This window comes from Citrobacter sp. Cpo142, from assembly GCF_030332425.1.
Lineage (GTDB): Bacteria > Pseudomonadota > Gammaproteobacteria > Enterobacterales > Enterobacteriaceae > Citrobacter > Citrobacter portucalensis.
Genome location: NZ_JAOWHW010000133.1, coordinates 201,902 through 227,467 on the forward strand (window position 1 = coordinate 201,902; position 25,566 = coordinate 227,467).

22 protein-coding genes and 1 tRNA gene are annotated in these 25,566 nt (G+C 53.3%); 10 read left to right on the forward strand and 13 right to left on the reverse strand.

The window, feature by feature from the left end; genetic code table 11:
- Positions 1 to 154: 154 nt before the first annotated feature.
- The gene (gene megL, locus OGY18_RS18870) at positions 155 to 1,351 is read left to right on the forward strand and encodes a methionine gamma-lyase (RefSeq protein WP_286553985.1); all 1,197 of its coding nucleotides are present in this window, start codon (positions 155 to 157) and stop codon (positions 1,349 to 1,351) included.
- Between the two features lie 117 nt (positions 1,352 to 1,468).
- On the forward strand, positions 1,469 to 2,767 hold the full coding sequence (locus OGY18_RS18875; protein WP_003827423.1) for an aromatic amino acid transport family protein: 1,299 nt from the start codon (positions 1,469 to 1,471) through the stop codon (positions 2,765 to 2,767).
- A 35-nt stretch (positions 2,768 to 2,802) separates the two neighbouring features.
- On the opposite strand, the gene OGY18_RS18880 is transcribed toward OGY18_RS18875, so the two are convergent.
- The 11 genes from OGY18_RS18880 to OGY18_RS18930 all read right to left on the reverse strand — a co-directional run bounded on the left by OGY18_RS18880 (position 2,803) and on the right by OGY18_RS18930 (position 14,941).
- Positions 2,803 to 4,005 carry a sigma-54 interaction domain-containing protein gene (locus tag OGY18_RS18880; RefSeq protein ID WP_048215339.1) on the reverse strand — a complete coding sequence of 401 codons (1,203 nt, stop codon included), beginning with the start codon at positions 4,003 to 4,005 and terminating at the stop codon, positions 2,803 to 2,805.
- 176 nt (positions 4,006 to 4,181) lie between these two features.
- On the reverse strand, positions 4,182 to 5,186 hold the full coding sequence (gene dppF / locus OGY18_RS18885) for a dipeptide ABC transporter ATP-binding subunit DppF (RefSeq protein ID WP_003827418.1): 1,005 nt from the start codon (positions 5,184 to 5,186) through the stop codon (positions 4,182 to 4,184).
- Entirely contained in the window at positions 5,183 to 6,166 is a 984-nt protein-coding gene (gene dppD / locus OGY18_RS18890) for a dipeptide ABC transporter ATP-binding protein (protein ID WP_003024317.1), read from the reverse strand. The genes dppF and dppD overlap by 4 nt, the downstream gene beginning before the upstream one ends.
- Positions 6,167 to 6,176: 10 nt before the next feature.
- Positions 6,177 to 7,079, reverse strand: coding sequence for a dipeptide ABC transporter permease DppC (gene dppC, locus OGY18_RS18895; protein ID WP_003024315.1), 903 nt, complete (start codon positions 7,077 to 7,079; stop codon positions 6,177 to 6,179).
- A gap of 9 nt (positions 7,080 to 7,088) precedes the next feature.
- The gene (gene dppB, locus OGY18_RS18900; RefSeq protein WP_003837733.1) at positions 7,089 to 8,108 is read right to left on the reverse strand and encodes a dipeptide ABC transporter permease DppB; all 1,020 of its coding nucleotides are present in this window, start codon (positions 8,106 to 8,108) and stop codon (positions 7,089 to 7,091) included.
- Between the two features lie 166 nt (positions 8,109 to 8,274).
- Positions 8,275 to 9,882 carry a dipeptide ABC transporter periplasmic-binding protein DppA gene (gene dppA / locus OGY18_RS18905; RefSeq protein ID WP_003827414.1) on the reverse strand — a complete coding sequence of 536 codons (1,608 nt, stop codon included), beginning with the start codon at positions 9,880 to 9,882 and terminating at the stop codon, positions 8,275 to 8,277.
- The gene (locus OGY18_RS18910; protein WP_162604169.1) at positions 9,797 to 10,033 is read right to left on the reverse strand and encodes a hypothetical protein; all 237 of its coding nucleotides are present in this window, start codon (positions 10,031 to 10,033) and stop codon (positions 9,797 to 9,799) included. Before OGY18_RS18910 ends, dppA begins: the two co-directional genes overlap by 86 nt.
- A 679-nt stretch (positions 10,034 to 10,712) precedes the next feature.
- A tRNA-Pro gene (locus OGY18_RS18915) sits at positions 10,713 to 10,789 on the reverse strand.
- 91 nt (positions 10,790 to 10,880) lie between these two features.
- Positions 10,881 to 12,575, reverse strand: coding sequence for a kdo(2)-lipid A phosphoethanolamine 7''-transferase (gene eptB / locus OGY18_RS18920; RefSeq protein ID WP_003827412.1), 1,695 nt, complete (start codon positions 12,573 to 12,575; stop codon positions 10,881 to 10,883).
- 210 nt (positions 12,576 to 12,785) lie between these two features.
- Positions 12,786 to 13,988: an L-lactate MFS transporter gene (locus OGY18_RS18925; protein ID WP_063941883.1), complete on the reverse strand. Its 1,203-nt coding sequence runs from the start codon at positions 13,986 to 13,988 to the stop codon at positions 12,786 to 12,788.
- Between the two features lie 251 nt (positions 13,989 to 14,239).
- Positions 14,240 to 14,941 (reverse strand): autotransporter outer membrane beta-barrel domain-containing protein, encoded by a 702-nt coding sequence (locus OGY18_RS18930; protein ID WP_003827405.1) that lies wholly within the window; start codon positions 14,939 to 14,941, stop codon positions 14,240 to 14,242.
- 159 nt (positions 14,942 to 15,100) lie between these two features.
- Between OGY18_RS18930 and tag the strand changes: the two genes are divergently transcribed.
- Positions 15,101 to 15,670, forward strand: coding sequence for a DNA-3-methyladenine glycosylase I (tag, locus tag OGY18_RS18935; RefSeq protein ID WP_003827403.1), 570 nt, complete (start codon positions 15,101 to 15,103; stop codon positions 15,668 to 15,670).
- A complete protein-coding gene (locus OGY18_RS18940) occupies positions 15,660 to 16,100 on the forward strand; it encodes an N-acetyltransferase (RefSeq protein ID WP_003827401.1) in 441 nt (146 codons plus the stop codon). The genes tag and OGY18_RS18940 overlap by 11 nt, the downstream gene beginning before the upstream one ends.
- Here OGY18_RS18940 and OGY18_RS18945 read toward each other — a convergent pair.
- Positions 16,069 to 18,402, reverse strand: coding sequence for a molybdopterin guanine dinucleotide-containing S/N-oxide reductase (locus OGY18_RS18945; RefSeq protein ID WP_286553992.1), 2,334 nt, complete (start codon positions 18,400 to 18,402; stop codon positions 16,069 to 16,071). The genes OGY18_RS18940 and OGY18_RS18945 overlap by 32 nt on opposite strands.
- 159 nt (positions 18,403 to 18,561) lie before the next feature.
- Between OGY18_RS18945 and OGY18_RS18950 the strand changes: the two genes are divergently transcribed.
- From OGY18_RS18950 to ghrB, 6 genes are all read left to right on the forward strand, one after another.
- Positions 18,562 to 19,224, forward strand: a complete 663-nt coding sequence (locus OGY18_RS18950; protein ID WP_003827397.1) for an OmpA family lipoprotein — start codon at positions 18,562 to 18,564, stop codon at positions 19,222 to 19,224.
- Positions 19,225 to 19,328: 104 nt separating this feature from the next.
- Entirely contained in the window at positions 19,329 to 20,345 is a 1,017-nt protein-coding gene (locus OGY18_RS18955; protein WP_005133828.1) for a LacI family DNA-binding transcriptional regulator, read from the forward strand.
- A 99-nt stretch (positions 20,346 to 20,444) separates the two neighbouring features.
- Positions 20,445 to 21,194, forward strand: coding sequence for a sugar phosphate isomerase/epimerase family protein (locus OGY18_RS18960; RefSeq protein WP_126317250.1), 750 nt, complete (start codon positions 20,445 to 20,447; stop codon positions 21,192 to 21,194).
- A gap of 3 nt (positions 21,195 to 21,197) precedes the next feature.
- A complete protein-coding gene (locus OGY18_RS18965) occupies positions 21,198 to 22,136 on the forward strand; it encodes a sugar kinase (RefSeq protein ID WP_218667100.1) in 939 nt (312 codons plus the stop codon).
- Between the two features lie 64 nt (positions 22,137 to 22,200).
- Positions 22,201 to 23,481: an MFS transporter gene (locus OGY18_RS18970; RefSeq protein WP_048215328.1), complete on the forward strand. Its 1,281-nt coding sequence runs from the start codon at positions 22,201 to 22,203 to the stop codon at positions 23,479 to 23,481.
- 21 nt (positions 23,482 to 23,502) lie between these two features.
- Positions 23,503 to 24,477 carry a glyoxylate/hydroxypyruvate reductase GhrB gene (gene ghrB, locus OGY18_RS18975; protein WP_286553995.1) on the forward strand — a complete coding sequence of 325 codons (975 nt, stop codon included), beginning with the start codon at positions 23,503 to 23,505 and terminating at the stop codon, positions 24,475 to 24,477.
- Positions 24,478 to 24,549: 72 nt separating this feature from the next.
- Here the strand turns inward: ghrB and OGY18_RS18980 are convergent, their stop codons facing one another.
- Positions 24,550 to 25,260, reverse strand: a complete 711-nt coding sequence (locus tag OGY18_RS18980; protein ID WP_003827386.1) for a DUF3053 domain-containing protein — start codon at positions 25,258 to 25,260, stop codon at positions 24,550 to 24,552.
- Positions 25,261 to 25,566: the final 306 nt, after the last annotated feature.

Sequence of the window (25,566 nt, forward strand, 5' to 3'; positions counted from 1 at the left end):
CAGCACGCTGGAAAGATTCTTTCCAGTTGGCAACATTCCTGCCGACCATTAGTTCAGACAAAAACATAACGCATTGATATCTATCAGTTCATTTTCTGGCACAGCGATTGCTATTTGACTGTGAGCTGTTCTGTTCCGAATTAAAGGAGATATCATGTCTGACTGTCGTACTTACGGATTCAACACCCAGATCGTTCACGCGGGGCAACAACCCGACCCTTCAACTGGCGCGCTTAGTACGCCTATTTTCCAGACCTCAACGTTTGTTTTTGACAGCGCCGAACAAGGTGCCGCCCGCTTTGCGCTCGAAGAGTCCGGGTACATTTACACCCGCTTGGGTAACCCCACCACCGATGCGCTGGAGAAAAAGCTGGCTGTACTGGAAAGAGGTGAAGCCGGGTTGGCAACCGCGTCCGGTATTTCTGCTATCACCACAACGCTGTTGACGCTTTGCCAGCAGGGTGACCATATCGTTTCCGCCAGCGCGATTTACGGCTGCACCCACGCGTTTTTGTCGCACAGCATGCCGAAGTTTGGGATTAAAGTCAGCTTTGTCGACGCGGCAAAGCCTGAAGAAATCCGCGCCGCCATGCGATCAGAAACCAAAGTTGTGTATATCGAAACGCCCGCCAACCCAACGCTGTCGCTGGTCGACATTGAAACGGTGGCTGGTATCGCCCATCAACAGGGCGCATTGCTGGTGGTGGATAACACCTTTATGTCGCCGTACTGTCAGCAGCCTTTGCAACTGGGCGCGGATATTGTGGTTCACAGCGTCACCAAATATATCAACGGTCACGGGGATGTGATTGGGGGTATCATTGTTGGTAAGCAGGAGTTTATCGACCAGGCGCGGTTTGTAGGCCTGAAAGATATCACCGGCGGCTGCATGAGTCCTTTCAATGCGTGGTTAACACTGCGCGGCGTTAAAACGCTGGGCATTCGTATGGAACGTCACTGTGAAAATGCGCTGAAAATCGCCCGCTTCCTCGAAGGGCATCCATCCATTACTCGGGTGTATTATCCTGGCCTGACTTCGCATCCGCAGTATGAGCTGGGCCAGCGGCAAATGAGCCTGCCAGGTGGAATTATCAGCTTCGAAATCGCCGGCGGCCTCGAGGCTGGTAGGCAGATGATCAATTCTGTAGAATTGTGCCTCCTCGCGGTCAGTCTCGGTGATACCGAAACCCTCATTCAGCACCCAGCGTCTATGACACATTCGCCCGTTGCACCTGAGGAACGGCTTAAAGCAGGTATTACCGACGGGCTTATCCGTCTTTCTGTGGGTCTTGAAGATCCAGAAGATATTATTAACGACCTTGAACACGCCATCAGAAAGGCAACATTCTGACCAATATGGCCTGAACCGACGCCGTTCGGTTCAGGTTGTTGAGAATCAAGGCACAACAGTCTGGCAATACGCGTGATCCTCTTTCGGGGAGAACGTGTATTTTGGGCAGGGGGTTCTATGCAGGACAACACATTACAATTAAGCAACAATACAGCAACCGCCGTACCATTCTCAAAAAAAATACCGTTTACGAAATACGATTTTGGCTGGGTATTACTGTGCATCGGCATGGCCATTGGTGCCGGAACGGTACTGATGCCGGTACAAATTGGCTTAACAGGCATTTGGGTATTTATCGTTGCCTTTATTATTGCTTATCCGGCAACTTATATTGTGCAGGATATTTATTTAAAAACATTATCAGAAAGCGAAACCTGCAATGACTACACGGATATTATAAGTCATTACCTTGGAAAAAACTGGGGCGTATTTCTTGGCGTCATCTATTTTCTGATGATTATTCACGGCATATTTATTTATTCCTTATCCGTGGTTTTTGACAGCGCCTCATATATCAAAACCTTCGGCTTGACCGAGGCCGATCTTTCGCAGTCGATAATCTATAAAGTGGCCATTTTTGCCGTGCTGGTCGCCATTGCTTCCGGGGGAGAAAAGCTGCTGTTCAAAATCTCCGGTCCGATGGTGGTGGTCAAAGTAGGTATCATCATCGTATTTGGTTTTGCGATGGTTCCGCACTGGAACTTCGCTAATATCAGCGCCTTCCCTGAAGCATCTGTTTTCTTTCGTGATGTACTGCTAACCATCCCGTTCTGCTTCTTCTCAGCGGTGTTTATTCAGGTGTTGAACCCAATGAACATCGCCTACCGCAAACGGGTGACGGACCGGGTGCTGGCTACGCGTATGGCAATCCGTACGCATCGCATCAGTTACATTACTCTGATTGCTGTCATTCTGTTTTTCTCCTTCTCTTTTACCTTTTCTATTAGCCATGAAGAGGCCGTTTCGGCTTTCGAACAAAATATTTCCGCACTGGCACTGGCGGCTCAGGTCATTCCTGGGCAGATTATTCATATCACCTCAACAGTATTAAATATCTTCGCCGTATTAACCGCGTTCTTTGGTATTTATCTGGGATTCCACGAGGCGATCAAAGGTATTATTCTCAACGTTCTGAGCCGCGTCATTGACGTTGAGAAAATTAATCCGTTAGTACTCACGCTGGGTATTTGCACCTTTATTGTTATCACTCTGGTCATTTGGGTGTCATTTCGCGTATCGGTACTGGTATTCTTCCAGCTAGGTAGTCCGCTTTACGGGATTGTGTCGTGTATTATTCCGTTCTTCCTGATCTATAAAGTAACGCAACTGGAAAAACTACGCGGGCTGAAAACCTGGTTGATCCTGCTGTACGGAATTCTGCTGTGCCTGTCGCCCTTATTGAAGCTGATTGAATAACCCACGTATATCGCGCCGTCAGACGCTGGCGGCGCTTAACCCACACTCTCCAGCTGATAGCCGCGAATTTTATTCAGCACCGTGGTGTGCGACACGCCCAGCGCTTTGGCAATATGCCGTGACGACACATTATCTTCCACCATCTGTTCAATGAGCTGGCGTTCAGCACACAGAACCTGCTCTTTAAAAGGACGTTCTGTCGCGCCCCGCTCAACGGCAGGCAAATTCACCATCCCTAATTCTTCCCGCGTAATAACATCGGATTCCGCCATCAGCATCAGGCGAATAATGGTATTTTCCAGTTCGCGCACGTTTCCCGGCCAGGTGTGATGGTGCAGGGCATCAAAACAGGCTTTATCCAGAATGATCCGCCGCTGGAATTCCTTCGCGTATTTCTGCACAAAGTGGCGAATCAGCAGGCTGATATCCTGTGGGCGCTCGCGCAAAGGTGGGATGGTCAGTGAAAGCACGTTGATGCGGTAATAGAGATCGGCGCGCAGCAGACGTTGTTCCACCATCTCTTCCAGATTGGCATTGGTTGCCACAATAATGCGCACATTGACCGGAATAATATGTGCCCCGCCAACGCGCCGAATCCCGCCATCCTGAAGCACGCGCAGGAGTTTAGCCTGTAAGCTCAGCGACATTTCGCCAAACTCATCGAGAAAAAGGGTGCCTTTATCGGCCATTTCAAACAGCCCTTTTTTGCCTTTACAATCCGCGCCGCTGAAAGCCCCTTTCTCATAGCCAAAGAATTCACTCTCCATTAGCGACTCAGGTAGCGCAGAGCAGTTGACCGGAATAAACGGATAAAAACGTCGCTGCCCGGAATTATGGATAGCCCGGGCCAGTAGCTCTTTACCAGTCCCCGTATCGCCACGGATCAGAACGGTATATTTGCTGTCGGCAATTTTTATCGCCTTTTCGATAAGCGCGTGCATGCTCTGGCTGCTGCAAATAATGTCAGAGAAATAGCGCGGGCGTTCCGGCTCCGGCGTTGACAGCTCGCTTATCTCCTCACAGAGGTAAGCGACATGAATAATATCGGCGCGCTGGCTTAAACAGGATTGCACACAGGAAATATCCTGTAGCTGGCGGCACCAGGATTTAATCAGGATCCGCCCAGGCGTCACTTTCATGGAGATGATATTGATATCACAGCAGGAAAATTCCTTCAGGACATCCTCAACCATCGACAGACGATCAATTGTTTTAATATCCCAGCGTATCGTGACCACATTTGCTCCTGATAGTTAGCAACTGCGAAATAGATATTTCTGTGACTAGAGGAAATCTGACTACATTCTAGACGCTGTGGAATAATGTTCTGCCAAAGGACTCACATTGTGGACGTAAAGAGAAAATATAAAAAAACCGGAGCACAAGGCTCCGGTTATCGGGTCATAACCCAGGTTTATTGCTGTGGGTTTTCATCCTGATCAACGGCAAAACAAGCTACCAGTTGACCGCCGTAATCTTTCAACTGCGGTTGAAGCTGGGTACACGGACCAAAGCGACGACGGCAGCGGGCGTTGAACGCACAGCCCGGCGGCGGATTCAGCGGGCTTGGCAGTTCACCGGTCAGCTTGATACGCTCACGGCGATCGTCCGGGTTCAGGCGCGGTGTTGCGGAGAGCAGCGCTTGCGTGTACGGATGACGCGGATTATTGAAGATTTGGTCCTTCGTCCCTTTCTCCACACAGCGGCCTAAATACATCACCATCACTTCATCGGCAATGTGCTCGACAACCGACAGGTCGTGCGAGATAAAGACGTATGACAGCCCCAGTTCCTGCTGCAAATCCATCATCAGATTCAGCACCTGCGCACGCACCGAAACGTCCAGCGCTGAGACCGGTTCATCGGCAATCACCACGTCCGGGTCAAGCATCAGACCGCGAGCGATGGCAATACGCTGACGCTGTCCGCCGGAGAACATATGCGGATAGCGGTCGTAGTGCTCGGTTTTCAGCCCCACTTTCGCCATCATCGCCAATGCTTTTTCACGACGCTCCTCTTTGCTGAGCGTGGAGTTGATCAGCAGCGGCTCTTCCAGAATCTGTCCCACTTTTTTACGCGGGTTCAGGGAACCGTACGGGTTCTGGAATACAATCTGGATTTTCTGCCGACGCAGCTTTTGCGCCTGCGGGTCGTGCTTAAGCAGATCCTGTCCCTGGTAATACAGCTCACCGCCGGTCGGGACTTCAATCATCGTCAGCAGGCGGCCAAGGGTGGATTTCCCACAGCCCGACTCGCCTACCACCGCCAGCGTTTTACCACGCTCTAAGGTAAAGGAGACGCCGTCCAGCGCTTTCACCAGGCGCTCCGGGGCGAACATACCCTTTTTCACCGGGTAGTGTTTTTTCAGATCAATAGCCTGCAACAGCGGCTGTGGCAAAGCGGCCTTTTGCGTACTCATAGCCCAGGCCTCCCGGCATCATCAAGTGGGTAGTGGCATTTCGACTGACGACCGCCTTCCAGCAGGTTCAGCTCAGGTTCTTCAGCGCGGCATTTGTCGGTCGCATAGGGACAGCGCGGGTTCAGCAAACAACCGCTCGGGCGGTCATATTTACCGGGAACCACGCCCGGCAGTGAGGCCAGACGCGCTTTGTCCTGAGCAAACTCCGGCAGCGCGCGGAGTAGCGCCTGGGTGTAAGGATGACGCGGCGCGCGGAAAATATCCTGCGCGGCTCCGGTTTCTACCACCTGACCGGCGTACATCACGATGATTTTGTGTGCCGCTTCAGCCACCAGCGCCAGATCGTGGGTGATTAAGACCAGCGCCATGTTCTCTTTTTGCTGCAATTCCAGCAGTAGCTCGATGATCTGCGCCTGAATAGTCACATCCAGCGCCGTTGTCGGTTCGTCGGCAATCAGCAGCTTCGGACGACAGGCTATCGCCATCGCGATCATCACGCGCTGGCTCATTCCACCGGACAACTGGTGCGGATAGACATCCAGACGCGAGGCCGGATCGGGGATCCCCACCAGCGTCAGCAGGTCAATTGCCCGCTGAATACGCGTTTTTTTGTTGCCGCCCTGGTGCACCTTGATGGCTTCCATAATCTGGTAGCCGACGGTATAGCAGGGATTAAGGCTGGTCATCGGGTCCTGGAAGATCATCGCCACTTCCGCGCCCACTAACTGGCGACGCTCTTTCTCAGAAATGCGCTTCAGGTCGCGACCATTAAACTCCAGATTTTCGGCCATAACGCGGCCTGGGTAGTCAATCAGTCCCATAATCGCCAGCGAACTGACGGACTTACCAGAGCCGGACTCTCCTACAATGCCAACCACTTCACCCTGATTCACACTGTAGCTAATGCGGTCTACGGCGCGGAATTCGGAACCTACGTCGCCGAAATGCACCGATAATTTATCTACATTTAATAACGCCATCTCGAACCTCTTACTGCTTCAGTTTGGGATCGAGCGCGTCACGCAGACCGTCACCCATCAGGTTAAATGCCAGCACCGTCAACAGGATCGCCAGCCCCGGGAAGGTCACGACCCACCAGGCGCTTTGGGCAAACTGCAGAACGTCAGAGAGCATGGTGCCCCATTCCGGCGTAGGCGGCTGTGCGCCCATCCCCAGGAAGCCGAGGGCAGCCATATCGAGAATGGCGTTAGAGAAGCCAAGCGACGCCTGAACAATCAGCGGCGCAAGACAGTTAGGAAGAATGTTGACGAACATCTGGCGCATCGCGCCGGCTCCCGCCACGCGAGATGCAGTGACGTAGTCTCGGTTAACTTCCACCAGCACAGCGGCGCGCGTCAAACGGACATAGTGCGGCAATGCCACGAACGTCAGCGCCAGCGCGGCGTTGCCAATCGAGGGGCCAAATACCGCCACCAGCACCAGCGCCAGCAACAGGCTCGGCAATGCCAGCATGATATCGACCACACGCATGATGACGTTATCGACAATCCCGCCAAAGTAACCGGCGATCAGCCCAAGAACCACGCCCATCAGCAGGGAGAGAACTACCACCAGACAGCCGACCAACAGCGACAGACGCGCACCGTACATCAGGCGGGACAGCACGTCGCGGCCTACATCATCAGTACCAAACAGATGCGCCATGGTACCGCCTTCCTGCCACGCGGGAGGAGCCAGCAGCGTATCGCGGAACTGGTCTGCCGGGTTGTAGGGTGCGAGGACGTTGGCAAAGACCGCAATCAGGATCATCACCACAACGTACACCAGCCCAACAACCGCACCTTTGTTGCGTTTAAAATAGTGCCAGAACTCCTGCAACGGAGTCATCGGCACCGGTGCAGCAATAACTTTATTTTCAGTAACCTGTGACATGATGGCCCCTTACTTCTTATGCCGAATACGCGGGTTCACCACGCCGTACAGCAGGTCTACCAGCAGGTTGACGAGGATAATCATCGTCGCGACCAGCAGCACCCCGCCCTGCACCACCGGATAATCGCGGCGTTGCAGCGCATCGATCAGCCAGCGCCCCAGTCCCGGCCACGAGAAGATGGTCTCGGTCAGGATCGCCCCGGCCAGCAACGTACCAACCTGCAGGCCGATAACGGTCACCACGGGCAGCATCGCGTTACGCAGAGCGTGAATAATGATGACGCGCATACGGGTCAGGCCTTTGGCGCGCGCGGTACGGATGTAATCTTCACCCAGCACTTCCAGCATCGATGAACGGGTCATACGCACAATGACCGCCAGAGGAATGGTACCCAGCACCATCGCAGGCAGGACCATATGCGCCAACGCATCGATAAAGTTGCCCTCTTCACCCCAGATGGCGGTGTCGATCAGCATAAAACCGGTCAGCGGATTGGAATCATCAAGGAACACCATGTCGCTCACCCGCCCGGAAACTGGCGTCAGGTTCCACTGCACGGAAACCAGCATGATCAGCATCATGCCCCACCAGAAAATCGGCATGGAGTAACCGGTCAGCGCCAGGCCAACGGCGGTATGATCGAAAATGGAGCCGCGCTTAACGGCAGCAAGTACACCCACCGGGATACCCACTGCGACGGCGAAAATCATCGCGCAGACGCCGAGTTCCAGCGTTGCTTTGAAGCGAGGTACGAACTCTTCCCACACCGGTAAGCGGCTTTTCAGTGAGATACCTAAATCACCATGCATAACCCCCCAGATATAGTGGAGGTACTGCTGCCACATCGGCTTATCCAGACCGAGTTCAGCCAACAGTTGAGCATGACGCTCAGGGGAGATCCCACGTTCACCCGCCATGATCATAACCGGATCGCCGGGGATCATATGGACGAAGGCAAAGGTGAGAAGAGTGATACCGATAAACGTGGGGATGACGAGTCCCAAACGTCGGAGAATGAACTGCAACATAACCCGGATTCTCTCTAATGACGCACGGCCTGGAACCGTGAGTCTGTATTGCTCACAAATCTTATCCCACGCAAACTGCATCGCGGGTAAAGCATTACGCCGGAGGGCGCTGCGCTTATCCGGCCTACACATCACCGGGGCGCAGCGCTTCCTTAATTGCTTTTAATTATTCGACAGAGACGTTTTCGAAGTGGTGTTTGCCTAATGGATCAACCACATAGCCTTTCACTTCTTTACGCACTGGTTCGTACACGGTGGAGTGAGCAACAATCAGAGCCGGAGCCTGGTCGTGCATAACAACCTGAGCTTGCTTGTACAGTTCAATACGTTTGTTGTGATCGTCGGTCGCACGCGCCGGCTGGATCAGGTCTTCAAACGGCTTGTAGCACCAGCGAGAGTAGTTGGAACCGTCTTTCGCTGCCGCACAGCTGAACAAGGTGGCGAAGAAGTTGTCCGGATCCCCGTTGTCGCCGGTCCAGCCCATCATCACCGCCTGATGTTCACCCGCTTTGGCGCGTTTCAGATACTCGCCCCACTCGTAGGTCACAATCTTGGCCTGAACGCCAATTTTCGCCCAGTCAGCCTGAACCATTTCTGCCATACGACGTGCGTTCGGGTTATATGGACGCTGTACCGGCATAGCCCACAGCTCAACGGTAAAGCCTTTGTCCTGACCAGCTTCCTTCAGCAGCGCTTTGGCCTTCTCAGGATCGTAGGTGTAGTCTTTAACGTCATCGTTATAGCCCCACATGGTCGGCGGGATCAGGTTTTTCGCGGCAACGCCAGCGCCCTGATAAACCGCTTTGATGATCGCTTCTTTGTTTACCGCGTAGGTCAGCGCCTGACGGACTTTCACGTCATCAAACGGTTTCTTCTCGGTGTTGAAAGAGAGGTAGCCAACGTTCAGACCCGCCTGTTCCATCAGGTTGATGTTTTTATCCTGCTTCATGCGCGCGATGTCTGCCGGGTTCGGGTACGGCATCACCTGGCACTCGTTTTTCTGCAGTTTGGCGTAACGCACGGAAGCGTCAGGCGTAATGGAGAAGACCAGACGGTCGATCTGCGGCTTGGTGCCCCAGTAACCTTCGAATGCTTTATACAGAATACGGGAGTCTTTCTGGTACTGCTGCAGCTGGAACGGACCGGTACCAATTGGGTTCAGATCCACTTTCTCCGGAGAACCGGCTTTCAGCATGTTGTCAGCATATTCTTTGGAAAGAATAGAAGCGAAGTCCATCGCTAGGTCAGCCAGGAACGGCGCTTCCGGGCGAGTCAGCACGAACTGAACGGTTTTATCGTCCACTTTTTTCACTTCGGAGATCAGATCCGGCAGACCCATCCCTTCGAAGTATTCATAGCTGCCGCCAGAGACTTTATGGTACGGGTTCTGGGCATTTTTTTGACGATCGAAAGAGAACACCACGTCATCGGCGTTAAAATCGCGCGTCGGTTTAAATTCTTTGTTGTCCTGCCACTTCACGCCCTGACGCAGGTGGAAGGTGTAGGTTTTGCCGTCTTCGCTGATTTCCCACTTCTCAGCAAGGCCCGGGATCACTTCAGTCGTACCGGTTTTGAACTCAACCAGGCGGTTATAGATCGGTACGGAGCTGGCATCATAGGTGGTGCCAGAGGTGAAAAGCTGCGGGTTAAAGCCTTCAGGAGATCCTTCTGAACAATAAACCAGAGTTTTAGCCTGTACGCTTGCTGCGACGGTCATAGCCACCAGGCTCAGACCAAGCTTCAGCATCCCTGACTTCTTCAAGGAAATACTCATTCTTCTGCTCCAAATGTGATGTTTGTTGTTTTACCCTTTGCAGTGGGTTTGCACCGCCTGGCCTTTTTTGTTTTTTACCCGGCCGGGTCGGCGTTAAGAGGATGGGGATTCCGTTCACATAAGCGACTGAGTTGCAGTGCGGATTCTCCATGAAATGCCCCTCATACCCTACAATCTGTCAACAGAATGTGAAAACGTCAATACAGGTCACCGTGATTTACGCCAACGGTGAGAATTCACAAACAAAGATTAAAAAAAGTGCGGAAGGACATTTTCAGCAGGGAAATTTGTGCTACGCGCACTATGCCAGAATAAACATCTTCATATTTCGCAACATTTGGTGATTAACATTTATGCAATTTATTCAAACTTTCTAAATTAATGCTGCATATCTGAGCGATTAATACCATGAACGTTAAAGCGCACAGCGTAAAATGCCAGCTTCAGCCATAAGTAGCGCAAAAAAAGTTTCAAGCAAATATAAAAAAAGGCAATGGAATATGTCACAGAATCGTTAACAGTCAGTGGGAAGTGGTGCACAATTTTTGCAGATAAAATGAAGGTCAAACATGGGGTCGGAAAAACAAAAATACGCCCTGCCAGCGCTTCGCCTGTAGGCCGGATAAAGCGCTTGCGCCGCCATCCGGCAGTGTCTGTTATAGCGTGATGTTTTGCCTGATGGCGCTTCGCCTGTAGGCCGGATAAGGCGCTTGCGCCGCATCCGGCAATGTCTGTTATAGCGTGATGTTTTGCCTGATGGCGCTTCGCTTATCAGGCCTACAAAAGCCACAAATGCAAAAAGCCCGCTCAGAGAGCGGGCTTTTTAAATTTGGTCGGTGATAGAGGATTCGAACCTCCGACCCCTTCGTCCCGAACGAAGTGCGCTACCAGGCTGCGCCAATCACCGAATGCGGGGCGCATCTTACTGCTCAGCTGCGCGCCCGTCAATCCCTTAGTATCAAAATGCCATTTGATCGGTGAGAAAGTCAGCAGCTCAGTTACTGGGCTGTAGCCTTATTCGCGTCCGGGATACGGCACCAGTTGTTATTCTCGTTAATACCACCATTTGGCGAGGTATAACCGAGGCAACCCAAAATGGTGTCGTACAGTTCAACATGACGACGCGGCACCTTCATATCAGCTTCTTGCTTAAGGTGTGCAAACGCCTTCGCATGGTCGGGGTCTTCCAGATACTTGTCAGACATCCACACCATCATAGGAACGCGGAACTGCTCAGGTGGCGCCATTTTACGCGGCGTACCGTGCAGGTGCTCGCGCTCGTTAATCGACTCACCGTGATCGGCGGCGTAGAACACGATCGCTTTCTTATCGCGTAGTTGATCAAACACTTTGGTAATAAAGTGATCAACATAGGTTACCGAGTTATCGAATGAGTTGATCATCTGGGCCTTCGAGCAGCCACTATCAACATTGACACATTCCGGCTTCCACTGCGCATATTCGCGGGTGTAGCGCTGGGTGTAGTTAAAATGCGAGCCCTTGGTATGCAGAATAATCAGATGCTTGCCACCATCTTCATTATTTTGTAGAGACTGCTGCATCTCGGTAATCAACAGCATATCGTCAACGTTCTTGCCACGGTTGCGCGGCTCTGCACCAATCTGCTCACGATAGGCGATGTTCTCCGCCATGGTGTTACTGTAGAACCACATCTCGCTTTGCATCGCGTAAAGATCGGTCTTGAACCCTAACTGGCCGAGCACGGAGAAGACGTTTTGTTCTTTCAGAGTACGCTGCGGGTTTTCTTCTGCCCCACCCTCACGCACGAACATACAACGCAGCGATAGTTTTGTTGCCGTATCACAGGAATATCCACGGAAGGCGGCCAGATTTTTCTCCTGGGCGAGCCTTGGCGTGGTATTACGCTCATAGCCAAAAATCCCCATATGATCCCAGCGGGTCGTTTCGCCGATAATAAAGACCACATAGGTGTCGTCGAGGTTTTTGGGGGCAACATAGGTAAACTTCTTCGCCGGGTTCATCAACGATTTGTTGTCTGAGGATTCATCCACCTGTGCCCAGGCGTACAGACCCAGCGCGGAGAGCCAGTTTGACGGCAGATAGGAATTCGCCACTACCCCGCCATAGCTGGGTAAATCGATTCCCGTTGCTCGCTCAACGCTTCTCTGTTGCATGCTCAGCAGGCGAATCGGCGCCCATACCATCAAGCCAGCCAACAATACCACCGCCACGCTACGCCATCTCATGCCAGGCGTACGGATCTGTTTCATCAGGGTATAGCGGCAGCGATTACTCCAAATCAGAACCAACGGTAAAATGCTGACCGAAACCAGCCACACGACAAAATGCCAGCCAACAACTTCTTTCGATAAATCAATATCCGTGGTCATTACGGAGGCAATAATACCGTAACCAATTACCACATTCAGGAAGGTCATGTAATAGCTGGCACCGGCAGAACACAGCACCACTAAGGTTGTCAGGACACGCCAGGCGCGCCGACCAAATAAAGAGAGAAGCCGTAGTAAAAAGAAGGTTACCAGCACAGTGCCGGCTAATTCAACAACCGCAGAGAGTCCTTTCCAGACGGTAAACTCGTGTGCATATCCGCTAAAGCGCCGGAAAAATACAGCACAGTTCATAAACAAACCGATATAGATTGCCAGCAGGAAACTGAGTTTCTGCTGCGTCATCGACTTAATGTATCTCATGCAAACAAACCCTGGGAATCGGGATAAAAACACCCTGTGCAGTAGTCAAACAGACCAGGCAGGGGAAAATGCGACAACAGCAGAGGTGAAATGTCTACGGGCGCGGGTAAGTAGACCACAGGAGGGTGAAAAAGTGCTTATGGAGAATGCAAATGGCGCATATATTTTTGTAAATATATGCGCCAGGTATTAATCAGACTACTAATAGGTTTAGGCGTGCGCCTCGGTATATACGCTACGCTGTGGCTGGCGGATGGTGGTGGAGAGTGCCAGTGAGATGATTAACAGCGCAAAGATAACGCAGAAGGTCACATAGAAACCGCCGAACAGCGAGGCGATAATGGAACCACAAATGCTGCCGATACCGAAACCTAAGTAAATGACACCGTAGTTTTTAGCCAGGTTGTTCAAACCGAAGAACTCGCTCACCAGTGACGGGAACACGGTGATGGTACCGCCAAAGTTAAATGCTACACAGGCAATCGCCGCAAAGAAGGTCACATCATTCAGCGGGGCGAACAGCAGTGCCGCCATACCGACCAGCGAAACGACCTGCCCAATGGTGATAACGCGAATACGAGAGATTTTGTCGGACAGAATCCCCAGAACCAGACGACCGGACAGGTTAGCGATAGAAATGACGGTAACCGCATTTGCCGCCGTTGCCACATCCATATGCGCCAGGCTTTGTGCAATATCTTTCGCCACGCCAATCACATACAGCCCACTCATACACGCCGTCAGGAACATCACTGCCAGCATCCAGTACTGCGGTTTACGCATGGACTGCGCCAGGGTGTAGTCATTCTCAACCACGCCATTTTTCGTTTTCACTTCCTGATTCGGCGCGTCTTTCATCAGCGTGGAGCCAAATACGATCATCACCAGCACAATCGCGCCCCAAATCATGAAGGTTTTTTCCAGACCCACAGTGCTCAACAGTTGGCTGTCGATGAATTTAAAACCGAGGCTGCCAAGACCGTAAGAACCGATGGCAAAGGCGGAAATCAGCCCTTTACGCTCAGGGAACCATTTTACACAGTTGGAAAGTGTTAACAGGTAGCCTGCTCCATCCGCCAGACCGACCAATACACCGGCGCTCAGCCACAGCATAATCAGGCTGTCAGAGTGGGCGGTTAAGAAGAAGCCGACACCCAGTAAAATACCGGAGGCCATGGTGACGCGTTTCACGCCAAAACGTTCCTGCAGTTTCCCGGCGACGGAAGAAGAAATTGCCAGTCCGAGGCTCAGCAGGCCAAAGGAAAAGGCAACCTGACTCACCGGCGCATCAAGCTTAGAAGAGAGCGCACCGTTAAACAGGCTCCAGGTATAAACAGAACCTAAGGCAAATTGGGTAATGATGGTGCCGATCAGTGTCAGCCAGCGGGTACGCTGATAATCAGAAGTTTTCATGGCAGTCTTCCTGCATAAACAAAATGGGAAATTCTCTGCCAACAACCATACCGAAGCGCTTTTATGAGCAGGAGAAAACGGCATGAAATGCCGCCAGGACGGAATGAAATGCCTGGAATGTGGAATGAATGACGAGACAAAAAGTCGGGTTACTGAATTTTATCGCATGAGTTAGTACACGCTATCGCTGGAGTGCGTGTGATTGTTGATCTCAACATGTAATCAAGATGTTTATGTGCTGATTACTTACGTTAAAATTTGGCGCTCACTCCCATGGTGTACATATAGTCGCTGTTGTTGGTGCTGTTTTCAGCCTGCGAAAGCGCTGCGTAAGCCGCCATGTGCGGGTTCAACAGCATATCCGCACCGACGGTGACATCCACCCAGTTACCGTCCTGACCCGCTGCTGACATGCGGCTGAGACCCGACTGCGCCTTCCAGATATTCTCGCCAAACTGCTGGTTATAGCTGATTTGCGCCCACGGTCGCACATCACCGAACTGCGAATTGACTCGCCAGCCCAACGAGCTCACGCTGGCATGCCACAGCGGATCGTTCTGCGTTACCGACGTCGCGCTGTCGCCAAATTCGTTGTAAGTAGATGTGGTTGAACCGTCATAATGCAGTGCGGCGACCGGACCGGTCGTTACCTGCCTGGACAGCGGGAAGTTCCAGCCCATACTCATGCCGCTGGTCGCATCCATAGGCGTCTCATCCGCAAGATTCACCACGGGACCCGCCACGTTCTGAGTGGAACGAATACGTTCTTCCAGAATGTCGTTATAACGTGGTTGGTGATCGCTGTCCCATGTATAACGTTCAGCCGTATGCCCTGACATAGCATCAACGATATATTCTTGTTGCCAGCCATATGCTGTATTGATGGACAGCGCACAAACTACGACGCTCGCCAGAGTTAACCTTTGGCGACCACTACTGTTTCTTATAATCATCAACGCGACTCCAGAAAAGAGCCGAATTCGGCGATATTATTGTCATTGTGTGAAGGATATCGGGCCCATCAGGCCCTGTATTAAATATTGTCTTTTTAGCTGGCGCGTCAAGGCGGGCCGAATGAAATTTTTACGCCAGTAAAAACAGCGAGGAAGAATATGCAGCGTTGCGGATGGGTCAGCCAGGATCCACTTTACATTGCCTACCACGACAAGGAATGGGGCGTCCCCGAAACTGATGGTAATAAACTGTTCGAAATGATCTGCCTGGAAGGTCAGCAGGCCGGGTTATCGTGGATTACCGTACTCAAGAAACGGGAAAATTATCGCCACGCTTTCCACCATTTTGATCCGGAAAAAGTGGCGGCCATGACCGAAGAGGATGTGGAAAGGCTGGTACTGGATGCCGGCATTATTCGTCATCGCGGAAAAATTCAGGCCATTATCGGCAACGCTCGCGCTTTTCTGACGATGGCGCAAAACGGAGAGTCGTTTAGCGAATTCGTCTGGTCATTTGTTGATAACCAACCGCAAGTGACTCGCGCCGCCAACCTGAGTGATATTCCTACCTCCACGCCTGCGTCAGACGCGCTGTCTAAAGCGTTAAAAAAACGCGGATTTAAGTTTGTCGGTACCACCATTTGTTACTCCTTTATGCAGGCGTGCGGCCTGGTCAACGACCATGTCACCAGCTGCATCTGTTATCCGGGAGAACAACATGATTCGTGAATCCAAGGCTGAAGATCTGCCGTCAATTCTGGCGCTGTGGATGGAAAGCACAATCCATGCCCATCCGTTTATCGAAGAGCGCTACTGGCGCGAAAGTGAATCCGTGGTGCGGGATGTTTATCTGCCAGCCGCGCAAACCTGGGTTTGGGAAGAAGAAGGCGAGCTCAAAGGCTTTGCCAGCGTGATTGATGACCGCTTTCTCGGCGCGCTGTTTGTCGCACCTGCCGCCATCAGAAGCGGGATCGGCAAAGCGCTGGTGCAGCATGTCCAGCAGCGCTTTTCGATACTCAGCCTTGAGGTCTACCAGAAGAATCAATCAGCGGTGAACTTCTACCATGCGCTGGGTTTTCGCATTGAAGACGGCGCATGGCAGGAAGAGACTCACCACCCCACGTGGATTATGGGCTGGCAGGCGGATCAAACGCCGTAAGCGCCAACATTGGTCCGCTATATTTTTCAAGCCACGCCAGCGCAGTATTGCCCGCGCAGCCATTCCCCAACTTCGAGCTGGGGAGATCTTTGGTCAGCACGTTGACGGCGCCATTTTTACAAATACCGTTCGCTGCGAGATCCAAATCAGGCCACGCGCCTTCATGAATACAGATGACGCCGGGTTTAATACCCGCCGTCACCACCGCGCCCGCCAGAACTTGCCCGCGCTGGTTCCACACCCTGACCGTATCGCCATCCGCAATGCCGCGCGCGTGGGCGTCCTGCGGATGAATCGTTATCGGCTCACGATCCGCTACCGCGTACTGCTCACGTAGCGCACTGTAGTTAAGCTGACTATGCAAACGGTGCGCCGGATGGGCGGAAAGCAGCTGTAGCTGGTCCGGTTCGGCGTTACCGAACCACTCATCCGGCTCCAGCCACATCGGGTGCCCCCCGCAGTCCGCGTAACCGTAACCTGCAATCCTCGCGGAGTAGATTTCAATTTTTCCGCTGTCCGTTTTCAGCGGATGCGCCTGCGGGTCGCGGCGAAAATCCGCAAAACGGATAAACTGTGCGCTGGCGGCGTTTTCCGGCATTTCGATCAGGGCGTTGCGCTGCCAAAACTCGGCGAAAGGCGGCAATGTCACCTGCTGACTGGCCCCACGTTGCCCGGCAATATTGTAAAAAGTCTCCAGCCACGCCAGTTCGCTTTTACCTTCGGTGAACCGTTCATATCCGCCCTTTTCCCAGCGCTCACTCAGCTCGGCAAAGACATCAAAATCATTTCGCGCTTCGTCCTGCGGCGGTACGACCTGCTTCATCGGCACCAGGTGCTGGTTGCTGTAATCACCGGTCATGGTCAAATCATTACGCTCAAAGGAGGTGGTTGCTGGCAGCACGATATCGGCATGCTTTGCTGCTGCGGTCCAGAAACACTCCGAGATGACCACCAGCTCCGGTTTCTGCCAGGCGCGAATTAAACGGTTAGTGTCCTGATGATGGGTGAAGTTAGCCCCGCCCGCCCACCACAGCATGCGGATGTCCGGGAAATGACGGTCCATGCCGTTGTGCTGGTAAAAACCACCGGGGTTCTCCAGCGCTTCAACAATTCGTGCCACCGGAATTTTATCTACCGCGTCGGTGCCGCCTTTAACGCTGCCCTGCATTGAAGCCAGTACCGCAGCCCGGCGCGTTGGATTGCCGCCGTTGGCAAAATGGTACGACAGCCCAAAACCGCCGCCTGGCGTCCCGATTTGTCCGAGCATGGCGGCCAGGGTGACAATCATCCAGTGTTTCTGCTCGCCATACTGCTGGCGCTGCATTCCCCATCCGGCCATCAGCATGGTGGTATTTTGGTGAAATATCGCCGCAAGTTCGCGTATCTTCGCCGCCGGAATGCCACAAATATCTGCCGCCCATTCTGCCGTTTTTGCAACATCATCAGATTTACCCAGCAGATAGTCGGCAAAACGGTCATATCCGGTGGTACACCGGGCGAGAAAGTCCTCGTCATGCCAGCCGTTTTCCACCAGCGTATGCGCGATGCCCAGCATCAGCGCTACGTCGGTCCCCATATGCGGGGCAATCCATTCCATCTTATCGCCAAAGAAATCGACGCTTTCCGATCGCATCGGATCGATACAGATCAACCGTTTACCGCTGTCGCGCAATGCCTCAAAGTACGCGAGGCCCTGCTCATCGGACGCGTTCCAGGCAATCTTGAGAGTGTTGAGCGGATTGGCGCTCCACAACACCACCACTTCGCTGTTCTCCAGCACCACCGGCCAGCTGGTTTGCTGCTGGTAAACTTCGTTCCCGCCCACCACGTACGGCATGATCGCCTGCGCAGCCCCCGTCGAGTAATCCCCCAGATGCCCGGTATAACCGCCCGCCAGCGCCATATAACGCTGTAACAGGGTCGCCGCTTTGTGTAACACGCCGTTGGAACGCCAGCCGTACGAACCGGCAAAAATTGAGGCCGGGCCGTAGCTGTCACGGATGCGTTTATGCTGCGTATGGATAAGATTCAGCGCGTCGTCCCAACTGACGCGAACAAACTCATCCTGCCCACGTACGCCCTGTGGGTTCTCCGGCGAGGCGAGAAACCCTTTACGCACCATCGGAAAACGTACCCGCGTTTTACTGTGAACCTGGTCGCGCACCACGGTTTGCAAAGAGTTGGGATGAGCGGTGGGCAGCGCGCCACGCGAGGAGAAAACCGTCTCACCATCAGTGTCGACGAGGATTGGTCCCCAGTGGGCGGCGGTTAACACCGAGTAATGTGCGGGTGAATTAGCCAAGATGGCGCTCCTGAATGCGATGTGACGGCTTATTTATTATGCCGTTCAATGTTACTTACAAATTTCAGAGTCTTCCCTGGAATTTTCTTCATGTTCACACGTCATAATCAACCGCCACGGTCGCTGTGGCAAAGAAGAAAAAGTCATTAAGGAATTAAGATGAAGAAACGTGTATTTGTTATTGCTGCCATCGTGAGCGGCGCCCTGGCGGTTTCTGGCTGCACAACAAACCCTTACACCGGCGAACGCGAAGCGGGTAAATCCGGCATTGGCGCAGGTATTGGCTCTCTGGTCGGCGCGGGCATTGGCGCACTCTCTTCTTCGAAGAAAGATCGCGGCAAAGGCGCACTGATTGGCGCAGCGGCTGGCGCGGCCGTTGGCGGTGGTATCGGCTATTACATGGACGTGCAGGAAGCGAAACTGCGCGAAAAAATGCAGGGAACGGGCGTCAGCGTGACGCGCAGTGGCGATAACATCATTCTGAACATGCCAAACAACGTCACCTTCGACAGCAGCAGTGCCAACCTGAAGCCTGCGGGTGCTAACACCCTGACCGGCGTGGCGATGGTACTGAAAGAGTACAATAAAACCGCCGTCAACGTGCTGGGCTTCACCGACAGCACCGGTAGCCAGGATCTGAATATGCGTCTGTCACAGCAGCGCGCAGACTCCGTAGCCAGCGCCTTGATCACTCAAGGGGTCGCAGCTAACCGTATCCGTACTCAGGGTATGGGCCCGGCAAATCCGATCGCCAGCAACAGCACAGCGGAAGGTAAAGCGCAAAACCGCCGCGTAGAAATTACCTTAAGCCCGATCCAGTAACGTTTTGTGCCGGATGGAGACAGTCCGCGTCCATCCGGCATGAAGCACTTGCCATCGTTGATTTTCGCGTTAAGGTGTTGTCACCAAATTCAGGGAAATCAGCGATGAGCAAATCAACACGGGCAACCATCAGCGATGTGGCGAAAGCTGCAAAAACCGGCAAGACCAGCATTTCACGTTATCTCAACGGTGAAAAGCACCTGCTTTCCGACGCGCTGCTGGCCCGCATTGAACAAGCCATTGCCGATCTCGACTACCGTCCCAGCCTGATGGCAAGAGGCCTGAAACACGGTCGTACCCGCCTGATTGGCCTGATCATCGCCGATATTACTAATCCCTACTCCGTCAACGTGCTAAGTGGTATTGAAGCCGCCTGCCGCGATAAAGGCTTTACCCCGCTGGTGTGTAACACCAACAACGAAGTGGATCAGGAACTGCATTATCTCGATCTGCTGCGCAGCTACCAGGTCGAAGGGATTGTGGTCAACGCCGTCGGAATGCGCGAAGAGGGGCTGAACCGCCTGCAACAGTCTGCGCTGCCGATGGTGCTGATTGACCGTAAAATTCCCGATTTCGCCTGTGATATGGTCGGGCTGGATAACACCCAGGCGGCAACGGTTGCCACCGAACATCTGGTCGAACAAGGTTTTGAAGCCATCCTGTTCCTCAGCGAACCACTCGGCATGGTGAATACCCGCCGCGAACGCCTGAGCGCTTTTCGCGCCACGCTCGCGCAATACCCCGGCGTTATCGCGCAAAATGCCGAAGTCCCGCTCACGGACAATACGCAACTGGACGACACCCTGCGCCAGTTTCACCAGCAGCATCGTGGCATGCGCAAAGCCGTTATCTCTGCCAACGGTGCCCTCACGCTACAAGTAGCCCGCGCCCTGAAACGCATTGGCCTCAACTGGGGGAGCGACATTGGCTTACTCGGCTTTGACGAACTGGAATGGGCAGAGCTGGCGGGCGTTGGTATTACCACGTTGAAACAACCCACCTGGCAGATTGGTTACACCGCCGTTGAGCAGGTTGTGCGCCGGATTGATGGCGGCTCCGCTGCCATTCAGGAACAGGTCTTCTCCGGCGAGCTGATCGTGCGAGGCTCTACCGCCCGTTAAATTACCTTCGTGATGGTGATCATAAATTCGACATCATGGGCTTTTCTTTGGAACCGGTTCCATCTAGCGTTATAACAAGAACGCTAGTCTGGAGTTTCCATGAAAAGAAAAATTATGGTGGTCACAGCCGCTTACGGTCACGACCAGGTACGGGCCGCAGGCGGGCAAACGGCAATGCTGCCCATCATCGCTGAAGCCGGTGCTGACGGCGTCGAAATCCGCCGCGAGCTATTAACCGAGGCCGAGCTGAAAACGCTGTCAACGATGGCCTCTGCGATCGAAATCTTCGGCCTGCTGGCCTGTTACTCTGCGCCTGAACCGTTGTTCCTTGAGGACGGTAACCTCAACCCCCGTCTTCCAGAACTACTTGAGGAAGCGCAGGCCTTGCAGGCACTGTGGTTAAAAGTCTCCCTCGGCCATTTTTCCCATACCGAACAGTTCAACGTTCTACGCCAATGGCTGGACAACAGCGGAATGGAGCTGGTTGTCGAGAACGATCAGACCGACTGCGGACGCCTGCAGCCGATGCAGCGCTTTAACGAAGCCTGTCAGGCGCAAAACCTGCCGATATCTTTAACCTTCGATATGGGCAACTGGCTGTGGGTGGGCGACTCCCCGGAACAGGCGGCGCAGAACCTGGCGTCAACCGTTGGGTATATCCATGTCAAAGCCGCAGTTGCACATCGCGACAGCTACCGCGCCGTACCACCTGATGCAGCCGATCCGCGCTGGCTGGCGCTGCTAAAAACGCTGCCCAACGATGTCCCGCGCGGCATTGAGTTCCCCCTGGAAGGGCAGGATTTGGCGGCGGTTACCCGCCGCTACGTCGAGCTGTTACGCGAGGAGTAACGCATGAAAAATTCACTGGATGTGGTCACTATTGGTGAAGCGATGGCGATGTTTGTCGCCACGCAAACCGGCGAACTGGCGGATGTGGAGCAGTTTATCAAGCGCGTTGCAGGCGCTGAGCTTAACGTAGCGACCGGTCTTGCTCGTCTGGGCCTGAAGGTCGGTTGGGTGAGCCGCGTTGGCAACGACAGCTTTGGCCGTTTTATCGTTAAGTCGCTGGAAAAAGAAGGGATTGATGCGCAGGGAGTCACCCAGGACGGGCGTTACGCTACCGGCTTTCAGCTTAAATCTAAGGTTGAAAATGGAACCGATCCCATTGTGGAATATTTCCGTAAAGGTTCCGCTGCCAGCCACCTCAGCATTGAAGATTATCACGAGGACTATTTCGCCAGCGCGCGCCACCTGCACCTGAGTGGCGTAGCGGCAGCGCTTTCTGCCAGCTCTTATGAACTACTGGCGCATACCGCCCGCACTATGAAGGCCCAGGGGAAGACCATCTCGTTCGACCCGAACTTGCGCCCGGTATTGTGGAAAAGCGAAGCCGAAATGGTGGAAAAACTGAACCGCCTGGCATTCCAGGCAGACTGGGTTTTACCAGGGTTAAAAGAGGGCATGATTTTAACCGGTCAGCAAACGCCTGAAGCCATCGCCGACTTTTATCTGCGCCATGGCGTGAAGGCCGTGATCGTGAAAACTGGGGCTGATGGCGCCTGGTACAAAACCGCCAGCGGCGAACAAGGCTGCGTGGCACCGGTAAAAGTTGACAATGTGGTCGATACGGTCGGCGCAGGAGATGGCTTTGCCGTAGGCGTTATTAGCGCCCTGCTGGAAGGCTGCTCGCTGCATCAGGCGGTGACCCGCGGCAATAAAATTGGCGCACTGGCCATTCAGGTTCAGGGCGACAGCGAAGGATTACCCACACGTGAACAATTAGGGGAATAAACTCCCGGCCAACTCTGTACCCTACATACAGAGGCGGCGTATCAGCATAACCAGAGGGCAGTCTATGAATAGCTCAACTAATGCAGCAAAACGCTGGTGGTACATCATGCCAATCGTGTTTATCACGTATAGCCTGGCGTACCTTGATCGCGCGAACTTCAGCTTCGCCTCCGCCGCCGGTATCAACGAGGACCTCGGCATTACCAAGGGGATTTCTTCCCTGCTGGGCGCGCTGTTTTTCCTCGGCTATTTCTTCTTTCAGATCCCGGGCGCAATTTACGCTGAACGCCGCAGCGTACGAAAACTGATTTTTGTCTGTCTGATCCTCTGGGGCGCATGCGCGTCGTTAACCGGCATGGTCAGCAATATTCCAATGCTTGCCGCCATCCGCTTTATTCTTGGCGTCGTTGAAGCCGCCGTGATGCCGGCAATGCTGATTTACATCAGCAACTGGTTTACGAAATCTGAACGCTCGCGCGCAAACACTTTCCTGATCCTCGGTAATCCGGTCACCGTCCTGTGGATGTCCGTGGTTTCCGGTTACCTGATTCAGGCGCTGGGCTGGCGGGAAATGTTCATCATCGAGGGCTTCCCGGCCATCATCTGGGCGTTCTGCTGGTGGGTGCTGGTAAAAGACAAACCGTCTCAGGTCGGTTGGCTGTCAGAATCTGAAAAAGCCGCCCTTCAGGCACAACTGGAAAAAGAGCAGCAAGGCATCAAAGCCGTACGTAACTATAGCGAGGCTTTCCGCTCACGTAACGTCATCCTGCTGTGTATGCAGTATTTCGCCTGGAGTATTGGCGTCTATGGTTTTGTCCTGTGGCTGCCGTCGATTATCCGCAACGGCGGCGCAAACCTGGGGATGGTGGAAGTTGGTTGGCTGTCATCCGTACCGTATCTGGCGGCGACGGCGGCGATGATCCTCGTCTCCTGGGCGTCCGATAAGCTGCAAAACCGTAAGCTGTTTGTCTGGCCACTGTTATTAATAGCCGCTTTCGCGTTTATCGGCTCCTGGGCCGTAGGTGCAGACCACTTCTGGATTTCTTACACGCTGTTAGTTATTGCAGGCGCGGCAATGTATGCCCCCTATGGTCCCTTCTTCGCCATCATCCCAGAAATGCTGCCGCGCAACGTCGCCGGTGGGGCAATGGCACTGATCAACAGCATGGGCGCGCTAGGCTCATTCTTTGGTTCATGGTTTGTCGGCTACCTCAATGGCGCTACCGGCAGCCCGTCCGCCTCGTACATTTTTATGGGGGTAGCGCTTTTTGTCTCAGTGTGGCTAACTTTAATTGTTAAGCCTGCTAATAATTCCCAAATTCCGGTTGGCGCACGCCACGCTTAAATTTAACTTACGGAGATTCGCATGAAGCCGTCCATTATTCTCTATAAAGCGTTACCTGACGATTTACTGCATCGCCTGGAAGAGCATTTTACTGTGACTCAGGTGCCTAACCTGCGCCCGGAAACGGTCGCACAGCACGCCGACGCTTTTGCCAATGCAGAAGGTCTGCTGGGCTCCAGTGAAGCCGTCAATACCGCTCTGCTGGAGAAAATGCCCAGGCTGCGTGCGACATCCACGATTTCCGTAGGCTATGACAACTTCGACGTCGATGCCCTCAACGCGCGTAAGGTGCTGTTGATGCACACGCCAACCGTGCTGACGGAAACCGTCGCCGATACGGTAATGGCGCTGGTGTTAAGCACCGCTCGCCGCGTAGTGGAAGTTGCCGAACGGGTAAAGGTCGGCGAATGGACCAAAAGTATCGGACCGGGCTGGTTTGGTACCGATGTACACCACAAAACGCTGGGGATTGTCGGTATGGGCCGCATTGGGCTGGCGCTGGCACAACGTGCGCATTTCGGCTTTAGCATGCCGATTCTCTATAATGCGCGCCGTCATCATCAGGAAGCAGAAGAACGCTTTAATGCACGTTACTGCGACCTCGATACGCTGTTGCAGGAGTCTGATTTTGTCTGCCTGATCCTGCCGTTAACCGACGAAACGCATCATCTGTTCAGCACCGAGCAGTTTGCCAAAATGAAGTCTTCCGCCATTTTCATTAACGCCGGACGTGGCCCAGTGGTCGATGAAAAAGCGTTGATTGCCGCCCTGCAAAAAGGCGAAATTCATGCCGCTGGCCTGGATGTATTTGAGCAAGAGCCATTACCGGTAGACTCACCGCTGCTGTCACTGCCCAACGTGGTGGCCGTACCGCACATTGGTTCAGCCACGCACGAAACGCGCTACAACATGGCGGCCTGTGCGGTGGATAACTTAATCGATGCGCTGCAAGGACGCGTTGAGAAGAACTGCGTAAACCCGCAGGTCGCACCATAAACAACGCACCATAAACAAAAGGCCGGGTAGCGCTTATGCTCACCCGGCCTTCCATGTATTACCGCGTCTTAATTACTGAGCGGCATTCACCGCAGCAGTCCAGGCCTGATTAAATGCCTGATGCTGAGCAGCCAACGGGCCAATCAGCGTATTGTACTGACTTGCCTGCTGTGACGTTGGGAACTGGATACCGTTGGCGACAAAGCTCACCTGTGTATCCTGCTGTGCCACAAAATCACCGACTTGCACCAACTGCTGCGTGAAAATTTGCGCGGCTGGGATCAGCGGCTGTAAGGCCTCTGCTGGTGCAGTAACAACTTTGTTGTACACCTGATCAAAGACCGGCTTCAGATCTTCGCCCTGCTTCAGCGCGCCATGTGCAGCATCTGCCTGTAGTTTCGCATTCTGCAACTGTTGCCCTAATACACCTAGCGCACCATTTGCCTGACGCAGCGGTTCACGCTGAGTCACATAATCCTGAGGAACACGAATCGCATTTACGCTATCAACCACCGGGCGCAGACCGGAGTCCATCGCCTGATTAACCTGCTGCGAATAGCCATACAGAATCGCGTAATCGGACACAAACGGGCCAAACTGTTTTTTCTGATCGGCGGTCAGCGTTGGTAAACGCTCTCCGCTACGCATTGCAGTATTCTGCAGAAAATCGATAAACGCTTTGCGTTGATCGCCTTCTTTATCAAAACACCCACTCAGGCCAACTACCATTAAGAGCGCCAAAACAGGCGCAAACCAGCGAGAGCAGGACTTACCTGTCGCCATTTTAATACTCCTTTCACCCAAAAATGCGCACAACGACACCCGCGTGCCTGACGTTGACAAGGATAGTCCAGGTCAGCCCCGCAAGATACCCTTTCCGCGTAATCTTGTGGGGGAAAATAACCGTTCCCACCACCGTTCGTTTTGCTAAACAATGCTGCATTTACCACTCGGCGTCATATTTTAGTCATCTTTACAATCGGAATCGATCGTTCGGAGATCCCGACCTTTATCAGTTTGTTAGCCAGCAAAAGATTATCACCTGCGATCCGCTGAAACGAATCCATCACACAAACCTTAAATCCGGCT

What these genes read in the sequence shown, in the direction of transcription:
- OGY18_RS18950 (WP_003827397.1), top strand. Translation starts at nt 18,562, where the DNA reads ATGAAGAAACGTGTATTTGTTATTGCTGCCATCGTGAGCGGCGCCCTG.
- eptB (WP_003827412.1), bottom strand. Translation starts at nt 12,575, where the DNA reads ATGAGATACATTAAGTCGATGACGCAGCAGAAACTCAGTTTCCTGCTG.
- OGY18_RS18960 (WP_126317250.1), top strand. Translation starts at nt 20,445, where the DNA reads ATGAAAAGAAAAATTATGGTGGTCACAGCCGCTTACGGTCACGACCAG.
- OGY18_RS18875 (WP_003827423.1), top strand. Translation starts at nt 1,469, where the DNA reads ATGCAGGACAACACATTACAATTAAGCAACAATACAGCAACCGCCGTA.
- dppA (WP_003827414.1), bottom strand. Translation starts at nt 9,882, where the DNA reads ATGAGTATTTCCTTGAAGAAGTCAGGGATGCTGAAGCTTGGTCTGAGC.
- OGY18_RS18970 (WP_048215328.1), top strand. Translation starts at nt 22,201, where the DNA reads ATGAATAGCTCAACTAATGCAGCAAAACGCTGGTGGTACATCATGCCA.
- dppB (WP_003837733.1), bottom strand. Translation starts at nt 8,108, where the DNA reads ATGTTGCAGTTCATTCTCCGACGTTTGGGACTCGTCATCCCCACGTTT.
- dppD (WP_003024317.1), bottom strand. Translation starts at nt 6,166, where the DNA reads ATGGCGTTATTAAATGTAGATAAATTATCGGTGCATTTCGGCGACGTA.
- OGY18_RS18955 (WP_005133828.1), top strand. Translation starts at nt 19,329, where the DNA reads ATGAGCAAATCAACACGGGCAACCATCAGCGATGTGGCGAAAGCTGCA.
- OGY18_RS18910 (WP_162604169.1), bottom strand. Translation starts at nt 10,033, where the DNA reads ATGGAGAATCCGCACTGCAACTCAGTCGCTTATGTGAACGGAATCCCC.
- OGY18_RS18965 (WP_218667100.1), top strand. Translation starts at nt 21,198, where the DNA reads ATGAAAAATTCACTGGATGTGGTCACTATTGGTGAAGCGATGGCGATG.
- ghrB (WP_286553995.1), top strand. Translation starts at nt 23,503, where the DNA reads ATGAAGCCGTCCATTATTCTCTATAAAGCGTTACCTGACGATTTACTG.
- dppC (WP_003024315.1), bottom strand. Translation starts at nt 7,079, where the DNA reads ATGTCACAGGTTACTGAAAATAAAGTTATTGCTGCACCGGTGCCGATG.
- tag (WP_003827403.1), top strand. Translation starts at nt 15,101, where the DNA reads ATGCAGCGTTGCGGATGGGTCAGCCAGGATCCACTTTACATTGCCTAC.
- OGY18_RS18940 (WP_003827401.1), top strand. Translation starts at nt 15,660, where the DNA reads ATGATTCGTGAATCCAAGGCTGAAGATCTGCCGTCAATTCTGGCGCTG.
- OGY18_RS18930 (WP_003827405.1), bottom strand. Translation starts at nt 14,941, where the DNA reads ATGATTATAAGAAACAGTAGTGGTCGCCAAAGGTTAACTCTGGCGAGC.
- OGY18_RS18925 (WP_063941883.1), bottom strand. Translation starts at nt 13,988, where the DNA reads ATGAAAACTTCTGATTATCAGCGTACCCGCTGGCTGACACTGATCGGC.
- dppF (WP_003827418.1), bottom strand. Translation starts at nt 5,186, where the DNA reads ATGAGTACGCAAAAGGCCGCTTTGCCACAGCCGCTGTTGCAGGCTATT.
- megL (WP_286553985.1), top strand. Translation starts at nt 155, where the DNA reads ATGTCTGACTGTCGTACTTACGGATTCAACACCCAGATCGTTCACGCG.
- OGY18_RS18980 (WP_003827386.1), bottom strand. Translation starts at nt 25,260, where the DNA reads ATGGCGACAGGTAAGTCCTGCTCTCGCTGGTTTGCGCCTGTTTTGGCG.